General features: G+C 70.3%; 7 protein-coding genes and 1 tRNA gene. 4 read left to right on the top strand and 4 right to left on the bottom strand.

All coding sequences use genetic code 11. From position 1 onward, the window contains the following. Nucleotides 1–298: 298 nt before the first annotated feature. Nucleotides 299–772 (top strand): VOC family protein, encoded by a 474-nt coding sequence (locus ACFXGX_RS15655; protein WP_384790383.1) that lies wholly within the window; start codon nt 299–301, stop codon nt 770–772. 34 nt (nt 773–806) lie between these two features. Here ACFXGX_RS15655 and ACFXGX_RS15650 read toward each other — a convergent pair whose 3' ends face one another. Both ACFXGX_RS15650 and ACFXGX_RS15645 read right to left on the bottom strand, forming a co-directional pair. Further along, entirely contained in the window at nt 807–1,742 is a 936-nt protein-coding gene (locus ACFXGX_RS15650) for a DUF5996 family protein (protein ID WP_384790380.1), read from the bottom strand. Between the two features lie 1,249 nt (nt 1,743–2,991). Beyond that, the gene (locus ACFXGX_RS15645) at nt 2,992–3,318 is read right to left on the bottom strand and encodes a hypothetical protein (RefSeq protein WP_384790377.1); all 327 of its coding nucleotides are present in this window, start codon (nt 3,316–3,318) and stop codon (nt 2,992–2,994) included. Nucleotides 3,319–3,822: 504 nt separating this feature from the next. Between ACFXGX_RS15645 and ACFXGX_RS15640 the strand changes: the two genes are divergently transcribed. The 3 genes from ACFXGX_RS15640 (at nt 3,823) to ACFXGX_RS15630 (ending at nt 5,917) form a co-directional block, all read left to right on the top strand. Continuing rightward, a complete protein-coding gene (locus ACFXGX_RS15640; RefSeq protein WP_384790374.1) occupies nt 3,823–4,326 on the top strand; it encodes a hypothetical protein in 504 nt (167 codons plus the stop codon). A gap of 587 nt (nt 4,327–4,913) precedes the next feature. Further along, entirely contained in the window at nt 4,914–5,306 is a 393-nt protein-coding gene (locus tag ACFXGX_RS15635; RefSeq protein ID WP_384790371.1) for a cyclic nucleotide-binding/CBS domain-containing protein, read from the top strand. A gap of 188 nt (nt 5,307–5,494) precedes the next feature. Beyond that, nucleotides 5,495–5,917 (top strand): Fur family transcriptional regulator, encoded by a 423-nt coding sequence (locus ACFXGX_RS15630; protein ID WP_355775184.1) that lies wholly within the window; start codon nt 5,495–5,497, stop codon nt 5,915–5,917. A 172-nt stretch (nt 5,918–6,089) separates the two neighbouring features. On the opposite strand, the gene ACFXGX_RS15625 is transcribed toward ACFXGX_RS15630, so the two are convergent. Both ACFXGX_RS15625 and ACFXGX_RS15620 read right to left on the bottom strand, forming a co-directional pair. After that, nucleotides 6,090–6,163 (bottom strand) — tRNA-Met (locus ACFXGX_RS15625). A 685-nt stretch (nt 6,164–6,848) separates the two neighbouring features. Continuing rightward, nucleotides 6,849–8,699: a sel1 repeat family protein gene (locus tag ACFXGX_RS15620; RefSeq protein WP_384790368.1), complete on the bottom strand. Its 1,851-nt coding sequence runs from the start codon at nt 8,697–8,699 to the stop codon at nt 6,849–6,851. Nucleotides 8,700–8,966: the final 267 nt, after the last annotated feature.

Here is an 8,966-nt window from a genome sequence, read left to right as displayed (position 1 = left end):
GCGGGCGCCCCGGGCTTTGTTACCCGCCCCCACACCCCCGCGCCCCCCCGGGGGGGGGGGGGCGGCTCCTCTTGCTTGTGCGCGCGGCATCCGGGGGTTCTCATCCAACTCAGGCTTGGCCTCGGGCTTTCGCGCGGCTCGGTGTCCAGTACGTGATCATGCCAACAGAGGAGCCCCGCTGGCCGGCGGAAATGCGGATTGTCGAGGTCCTTGTTCCCGCGCCGTCCGGAGGCACTTACCAGGTGAAGAAGCGCAGGCTGAGAATGCCGCACGGCCATGCGCGCCATACGCTCGGCATATGTCCGATTTCATCGCCGCCGGCGCCTCAGCCGACGACCTTCCCGCACCGGCCGAGGGTCTGCTGCTCACGCACTTCCTCACGGTTGGCGACGTCCCTCGCTCGCGGGCGTTCTATGCCGATGTGCTGGGCGGGCAGGTGGTGCTGGAAGAGAACCCCTGCATCATCAAAGTCGCCAACAGCTGGATCATCATGAACCCCGGCGGCGGGCCCACCGATGACAAACCCGACGTCGTCCTGCGCCCGCCGGAGGACCGCCACACCGTCTCCAGCTTCCTGAACGTACGGGTGGCGGACATCCACGGCTTCTACGCGGCAGCCCGCGCCAAGGGAGCCGAGTTCCTCACCGCGCCCATCGACCGGCGCGCCGAGCTGCGCTGCTACATGCGCGATCCGGATGGCTACCTCATCGAGGTCGGCCAGTCCACGGGCCTGCTCAAGGGCATCCTGGCGCGCACCGATACCGAAGCCTGACCACTGCACTGCGCTGCACTGCTGACTGAACTCGTCAGAGGCGACGGACCGGGTCCGTGATTCCGCCGGGGCACGCAAGCGCCGCGATGTCCCATCCGGCGCGTCCGGCCCCGGCCTGGTAGGCGCTTTCGTAGAAGGCGAGCACGGCGGCACGTGGATCGGCCTCGGCGCGGGCCGCGTCGTAGCGCAGCACGGCCAGGTGGCTGTCGCCCTTCGCCACCCACTGCGCGGACGCCGGGCTGAGCGGCGCTTCGGCCAGGCCGGCGGGCTCGGGCGCGGTGTACGAGTAGAACGCGGGCTCGGCGAAGGTGTCGTCGCCGAACCAGAAGCCGAAGCTGATCACTTCCAAGGAGTACGCCTCCCGAGTGACCGGGTCGACCTGCTCGGGCTGGTCGACCCGGCGTCCGGAGAACCGGCTGTGGGCGATGTCGAAGGTGTGCCAGAAGTGATGCACCGAGCTGGCCTTTCCGGAGAAGCCCGCCGCGAACTCCTCCAGCACGGACGCCACCTGGCTCAGCACCCGCCAGTAGCGGTTTGCGGCCACCGGGTCGTAGACCGCGTGCTCGGTGTCCTCGGCGAACGGCCGGTCGGCGTCGGGCAGATCGAAGGGCCTGGGGATAGCGATGTCCGCTCGGACGCCCAGCGCGGCCAGAGCGGCCAGGGTCTGGTCGTAGAAGGATGCTACGGACTGACCCGGAAGCGGAAAGGACCGCTCTTCGCCGTCCAGCGTCATGACGGCGAGCCTGTGGTGGACGAAGTCGAAGTCGATCGTGAAGATCGGATTCCCGTCGACCTGACCCATCGGACGGGTGGTGATGCCGTGCCCAGTGACATGGAAGGGGACGTTCCACCAGTGGTTGCGCCGGGCGCTCGCGGCCAAGCGGATCTTGCCGACGATCTGCGCGAAGCGGTGCAGCGTCTCCTTCGTGTCCTGCCACTCCGCCAGCGGCACCGGCGGGAACAGTTCCATCGCCTGCCCCTTCCCGCCCGGCGCTCCCGTGGCAGCCGGGCAATCTCATCATGACCCCGCAGGGGACGTCCGGCACGCTGCCGAGGGAGCGGTTTAGCCCGGGACCGCCGCACGGGCCGCCCAGGTCACGTCGTCGTCCGGGCCCGTTGGAGAAACCAGCGGACCGTCACGAAGGATCGAGGTTAGCTACTGCGTAGCGGGGCGCCCCCTACCCAGTAGGCGCCCCAGTAGAGCGGTCCGAGAGCCCCCTACCGGCGTTTTTCTCCTGGGGCCCCACTACCCAGTAGCCCGGCAGCCGCCCATGGTGAAAGGCCGCGAGTTGGGAGGGCGACCGAAGAAACGTCCGCCCGAAGGGCGGTCCTCATTGCTCTTGCCGAACGGTCGGGCCGCGCGGGAGCTCCGCCATCGACCCTTGTCGCTTGTCGTGACACCGGTAGAGACCGTGGCTTCAGAACCTGAGACCCAGGGCGTCAAGGTCGTTCGTACATTGGCGCGCTCCACTTGACGCCCTGAACCACGCCCGCTCCACGGTGTGTGGGCCGACGGCAGACGGGATGGGAGCTGGGGTGGACGGTGGGTCGAGGAGGGAAGCGGGTGCGGCTTGGCACGCCCTGTACCGGTGTTTTACCGCACCGCAAGGCTGCAGGGCCCTGCCCGTGCAATAGCCTTCCCGCGGAGGGGTGCCATGTCTGAGTGGATCATGTTGGGTTCCGGCTGCTTTGTCGTAGTCCTGGGCGTATTGACCTTGACCGGCAGCCGGGGAATCGCAGAGTACGCGCGGTCGCCTAGGGCTGGTTGGGGTCGGATAGCGATGGGTGTCGGCTTCGTCCTGGACGGCGGAGCTAGACTTCTCGACTTCTCTTCCGGAGCGGGGATGGCTGTTTCCACTATTGCCCTGGGGATCATCGTGCTCGGTGCGGTGCTTCAGCTCCAGGCTGGAGTGTTCGCCAAGGCTCGTCATGCTGGCGACGCAAATTGAGCGGCGCCTGTACTCCCCGGCCAGGACAACCGTCAAGTGGGCCACCGATGTCTGACACCAGCAGCTGACACCAACAGCCGCGAACACAGCCGGATTCCGACGCACTTCAGCGGCCGGCGTCGAGTCGCTCTACCGGCGAAACGCAGGCTTCGGAAGGCGCCGTGATCTACCTGATAAGGATGTAGGCCGAGGGAAAACCCACGCTCAGCCGACGACTCGGGGCTTCAATCGGCCCACGATGCATCGCTGGCTTGACTCGGGCGTTGAGACTCAGCTGGCCGCGCCGGTAACTTCCGTAGCAGGTGCTTGCGCAGACGTTGTCTTCAACTGTTCCATGCCTCCATGACGCAGCGATCTTTTGTGGGCGGGTTTAAACGCCGCTTCAGCCCGCATCCCACTCAAGTGCCAAGAACGACTTGGCAGAGATTCATTAGAGCTAAAACGGATTCCGGCTGGCCACTGCTGGTGCTCAACTTTTTTGCATCTGCCTTTTTTGTCGCGATTTTCATGTACTCGGCACTCACTGCCCATGTACTCCCGGCCTTCTATTGGTGGTTGAGCGTCGGCTGCCTCCTTGATCTTCTGCAGACTGGACACGTGATGGTGTGTGTCGCCAGAGGTCAGGCGGGACGGCTCGCACCAGAAGCACCCGGGACTTCGCCAGACCGTGGCATGCAGCAGGGCAGGCGCACCCGCCTTGGCGGGTACCGGGGCAAACACACCTGAGGTCCGCACGCGCCCAGAAGGTGCCGCACAGTAGCGAAGACCGCAACCGACTGGCAGTAGCCGCTCACGGCCGTCTGACCAGGCGAGCAGACCTCTGCAACCTTCGTGCCCATAGTTCACATCGAGGGGGTCCAGGCAACGGGAAACACGGCGGCCCGGACTTGTCTCCGGGGCCGTCTGTGGGCCGTCCGAGGGTGGCCGACGGCGACCGTCGACGACAGCCAAGGACAGCGAACATGCAGCTCTCCGGCGGGTTTTGGCGCAACGCCGCACCCCGCCAGAGGCCGCATTCAATACCAGCGCTACTGAGTGGCGTGCGGCGGCCGTGATGTGACTGGGCCTCATATGGCTGTCGCTCGACGCGACGCTGCGGACATGCCCGAGGAATCGCTCGACGAGCGGCCCGCTCCGCTGCCCACCGTGTCGCCGTCATCCTCCGGGCCCGTGCGAGGGCTCCGGGTGCGCGGGGCCCGGGCTGCCTGGCCGGCCGCCGGCATCGTCATCGGGGCGGGTGCCGTCGCGCCGGCGTGGAGTCTGTCCGGGTCCGCCGGCGGCCAGGCGTTCACGCTGGTGGGTCAGGTGCAGGTCGCGGGCGAACCCGGAGCCTCGGGGTCGTGCGTCGGCGATCACGAGTACTGCGACGTCGACAAGGGCGCGCCGGTGACCGTATTCGACTCGGCGGGCCGGGTCATCGCGACCGGGTCGCTGGGAAGCGGTGCCTACGACACCTTCGCGAGGTGCGAGTTCCCGGTGGCCGTACGGGGAGTGCCAGGCGGCTCGGCGTCGTACTCGGTACGGATCAGCCTGCACCTGAAGACGGAGATCACGAACGAGGTGGCACGGACGGGGGGCCTGGTCGTGAAGCTCGGGCTCAAATGAGCCGAACTCCGCGGCACGTTGGGACACGGTGAGCTGAGCCCGGCGCCGGTGGGACACGGCGAACTGAACCCAGCGGCACGTCGGGCCATGGTGAGCCGAGCCCGGCGGCACCTCGGAACACGGCGAGCCGAGCCCGGTGCCGCGTCGGGACACGGTGAACCGCGCCCGGCGGCACGTCGGAACACCGCGAGCTGAACCCGGCGACGCGTCGAAACACGGCGAGCTGAACCCGGCGACGCGTGGGACACGGTGAGCTGGACCCGGCGACGCGTCGGGCCATGACGAGCCGAGCCCGGTGGCGCGGGCAGCGTGCGGTGGGAGTCGGCCCGGGGCACGGTCGCGACCCGCCCGACGGCTCCTCCCCGACCCCGGTGGTGCCCGCGGGGCGCCTGAGCGGCCCTGCCTGACCCCGGGACTGCTGAGCAACCCCGGGCGCCCCCGAACTCGCGGCACGCGCCCCCTTGTTGACCGTCTCTTTAACTGCGACTCTGAGAGCTCCCCCACTTGTGAACTTGTGAACCGCTTCTCTTTGCGCTCCGTCGAGGAGCCGGAGAGCCCGCGGCTCACAGAGGAGGTGGCTCCAGCCCATGCTCGTCCGCGACGCCATGAGCACGGTGGTCCTCACCATCGGCCCGGCACACACCCTCCGACAGGCGGCCCGCCTGATGTCCGCGCGTCACGTCGGCGCGGCGGTGGTCCTCGACGAGGACTCCTCCGGCCTCGGCATCCTCACCGAGCGCGACATCCTCAACTCCCTCGCCCACGGCCAGGACCCGGACTCGGAGACCGCAGGCAGCCACACCACCACCGACGTCGTCTTCGCGGCGCCCACCTGGACCCTGGAGGAGGCCGCGGCCGCGATGTCGCACGGCGGCTTCCGGCATCTGATCGTGCTCGACGGCAGTGGGCCGGTGGGCATCGTCTCGGTCCGCGACATCATCCGCTGCTGGGCACCCGTCAGGCAGCACGTACCGGCCTGATACACCGTCGGGTCCGGCCCGAACACCTCGGCGGGCTTGAACCCCCTTGCAGATGAAGGGGGTTCAAGCCCGCCGCCCACAGCGGGCGTACCCCCGCCCAGCCCGGTCATGGACATTGTCCAAGTCAGGGCAAGATCTAAAATCACACCTGTTCGGGATCTGGTTCACCTGCTGTTACGCTGACCTGTATGAGTGACCTGTTGGAACGACTGCGCGGACGCGGATGGCGCCTGACCGCGCAGCGACGTGTCGTGGCCGAGGTCCTCGACGGCGACCACGTCCATCTGACGGCCGACGAGGTGCACGCCCGCGCCGTGGCCAAGCTGCCCGAGATCTCCCGGGCGACCGTCTACAACACCCTGGGTGAGCTGGTCTCGCTCGGCGAGGTGCTGGAAGTCGCCACGGACAAGCGTGCCAAGCGGTACGACCCGAACGCGCACCGTCCTCACCACCACCTGGTCTGCGCCCGGTGCGGGGCGATCCGCGACGTCCACCCCATCGGCAACCCGCTCGGCGACCTCCCCGACTCGGAGCGCTTCGGCTTCGCCGTCTCGGACGTCGAGGTGACCTACCGGGGCGTCTGCCCCGACTGCGCGGCCATCGCGGCGTAGCGGGACACCGACGTCCGCGCGGCCGGCCACTCACCACTCACCGGAGCGGGCCTCTGCGCTCCGTTCAACCTGTTCACTGCCGCGGTTCACTGTTCGCTGCCGCATTTCCGTGCGGGACCTGCAAACGCACCGAGGGCCGGAACCCTTTCGGATTCCGGCCCTCGGCCTTCAGTAGCGGGGACAGGATTTGAACCTGCGACCTCTGGGTTATGAGCCCAGCGAGCTACCGAGCTGCTCCACCCCGCGTCGATGAACTGAACAGTACGTCAAGACGGTGACCCGCGCAAATCCATTAACAGAGCGGCCCGACGGCCACTCTGCGAACCTGGCGGGGCAACGCGGTCCCCGGCGGGACGGCAGATCCCGGGCGGGCCGCGCGGTCCCCAGAGGGGAAAAGGTCCCGGGTGAGTGGCTGCGACTCCCGGCGGGACGGCAGACCTCGGGTCGGCCTGCGCATCCCCAGCGGGGCGGCGGGTACCGGACGTCCCGCGCGGCCCCCAGCGGGCGGGCGGGTCCCGGGTGAGTCGGTGCGGCTCCCGGCCGGGCGCCAGATCCCGGGCGGGTCAGTGCTGCTCCCGGCGGGACGGCAGATCCCGGATGAGCCGGTGCGGTCCTCGGCGGGGTGAGATCCCGGGCAGGCTGGTGCGGTTCCCGACAGGACGGCGGGTCCCAGGTATGCCGCGCCGTTCCCAGCCGGGGGCAGGTGCCATGTGGTCCGGCGCGGTCCCCGGCGGGGGCAGGTCCCGGGCAGGCTGGTGCGGTCCCCGGCGGGGCAACAGACCCCGGGCGGCCCGGCGCAGCCCCCGGCAGGACAGGCCAGGTCAGCCTCCCGGCCGACCGGCCCGCACCCGGCCGACGCCACCCCGCTCGGCCAACGGCCCCTCCGCACCCGATCAGCGCCAGGCCAAACCGGCCCTCGGCCGCCCCACCCTCACGCCGACAGTTCCTCCCGCAAGGCGTCCCGCAGTCGTGCCGCCCGCTCGGCGACCTCCGCCGGGCCCAGCGACACGGCCCGGTCGGCCCAGCGCTGGCCCTCGGCGAGCTCTCCGCGCCGCGCGTACACGAGCGCCAGCCGGAGCGCCGCCCGCCCGTGGCCCGCGTCGGCCGCGCGGGCCCACCACAGCGCCGCTTCCGGCTCACTGCCCTCGCGCGCCAGCAGCAGCCCGAGGTTGAAGGCCCCGTTGCGCGACCCGGCCTCGGCGGCCTCGCGGTACCAGCGTGCCGCCTCCACGACGTCGCCCCGCGCCGCGGCCAGCATCCCGACCCGCACCTGCGCCCGCCGGTGCCCCTGGGACGCGGCCCGCTCGTACCACTCCTCGCACTCGCTCTTCTCCTGCGCGGGCTCCCCGAGTTCGTGAGCGGGCGCCGGGGGCCGCCGGGCGTCGAGCACCGCGGCGAGACGGTAGGCGGCCTCGGCGCTGCCCCCTCCCGCGGCGCACCGCAGATGCCGCTCGGCAGCCGGCTCGTCACCCTCCCGCAGCCGCGCGATGCCCACCTGGAGCGCCGCCTCCGTGTGACCGGCGGCAGCCGCGCGCTCGTACCACCGCAGTGCCGCGGCGTCGTCGCTCTCGGTGGCGCGCCCGGCGTGCAGGATGCCGAGGTTGAACGCGGCGTCCACGCTCCCGGCCTCCGCGGCCTTGGAGAACCAGGGCTCGGCCCCGGCCGCGTCACCGACCTGGAGCAGCAGGATCGCCAGGGCGTTGGCGGCCTCGCGGTGACCGGCGTACGCGGCCCTGCGGTACCACTGCTCGGCCTGCGCGGTCCGCCCCTGCTCGGCGCAGAGCAGCCCGAGGTTGTACGCGCCGTTCACGTCACCCGCGTCCATCGCGGCGCGGTACCACCGCTCGGCGGTCTGCGTCTCACCCCGCTCGGCATGCAGCGCGCCCAGCGCGTTGGCGGCGTTCCCGTCCCCGTCCTGGGCGGCCCGCAGCCACCAGACGGCGGCGCTGTCGGGGTCCCCGGCGTCGCGCAGCAGGAACCCGAGGGCGCACGCGGCACGCGCCTCCCCGTCCTTGGCGGAGGTCAGATACCAGCGCCCGGCCTCCTTGAGATCGCCTCGCTTCTCCAGGATGGCCCCGAGATGCAGCGCGGCCCTGCGGTGCCCACGCGCGGCGGCCTGCCGGTACCACTGCTCGGCGGCCTGTCCGGCGGCACCGATGACACCGTTGTCACCCACGGCCTCGCCCGAGTCCAGGGCCTTGCGGTCGAGTGTGCGCGCCAGCCGGTACGCGGCCTCGCGGTGCCCTCGCTCGGCGGCGGCCCGCATCCACTGCTCGGCACCCACGTCGCTACGATGCTCCAGCAGATCGGCGAGAGCGTAGGCGCCCAGGGCGTGGCCCTGTTCGGCGGACTGGCGCAGCCAGTACTCGGCGGCGGGCTCGTCACCGCGCTCGCGGTGGTGCCGGCCGAGCGCGTGTGCGGCGGCGGCACTGCCGGCGACGGCGGCGATCCGCCACCATCCGGCGGCCTCGTCGGCGTATCCGCGCTGGTAGAGGAGGACACCGAGATTGTTGGCGGCGGCACGGTCACCCGCGGCGGTGGCCGCGCGCAACTGCGGTTCTGCGGCGTCGAGATCGCCGCGGCGCAGCAGCATGGCCCCGAGGACGCTCATCGCCTCGACGTCACCGGCCTCCGCGGCCGACCACTGGCGCGCCTCCTCGGCAGCCTCGCCGGTCTCGTCCCGGTCGGAAGGCTGCGTGAGATCCGCCGGCTGCTCAAAGTCGGCAGACTGCGCAAACCGCCCTGTATCCAACAGAGTTGCCTTGTCCCCCATAACGTCCATCGTCGCACCACCTGCTACCTGGGTACACCTGGTATACCGCAGCCAGTGAGGTCACTTCAGCGTTTTGTCGACATGCCCACAGAGAGACAAGTCAAACACAGAACGCTCAACTCCCCTCGCATGTCGTAGCACTTCAAACGACTCGGCAGGTCACCGGCGCGCCCCGGCGTGGCGTCACACGTCGAGGGGGGGGGGGGGGCGAGGGCGTTGTTGAGGGGGGCCTGTGGGTGTGGGTGTGGGTGGGTGTGAGAGTGAGAGCGGGAGGGT

This window comes from Streptomyces sp. NPDC059371 (assembly GCF_042751995.1).
Taxonomy (GTDB): domain Bacteria; phylum Actinomycetota; class Actinomycetes; order Streptomycetales; family Streptomycetaceae; genus Streptomyces.
This window is presented reverse-complemented; position numbering and strand designations above follow the sequence as displayed.

Excerpts from the sequence above, each read along its gene's own strand:
- ACFXGX_RS15655 (WP_384790383.1), top strand. The coding sequence starts at position 299 with ATGTCCGATTTCATCGCCGCCGGCGCCTCAGCCGACGACCTTCCCGCA.
- ACFXGX_RS15650 (WP_384790380.1), bottom strand. The coding sequence starts at position 1,742 with ATGGAACTGTTCCCGCCGGTGCCGCTGGCGGAGTGGCAGGACACGAAG.
- ACFXGX_RS15640 (WP_384790374.1), top strand. The coding sequence starts at position 3,823 with ATGCCCGAGGAATCGCTCGACGAGCGGCCCGCTCCGCTGCCCACCGTG.
- ACFXGX_RS15635 (WP_384790371.1), top strand. The coding sequence starts at position 4,914 with ATGCTCGTCCGCGACGCCATGAGCACGGTGGTCCTCACCATCGGCCCG.
- ACFXGX_RS15630 (WP_355775184.1), top strand. The coding sequence starts at position 5,495 with ATGAGTGACCTGTTGGAACGACTGCGCGGACGCGGATGGCGCCTGACC.
- ACFXGX_RS15620 (WP_384790368.1), bottom strand. The coding sequence starts at position 8,699 with ATGGACGTTATGGGGGACAAGGCAACTCTGTTGGATACAGGGCGGTTT.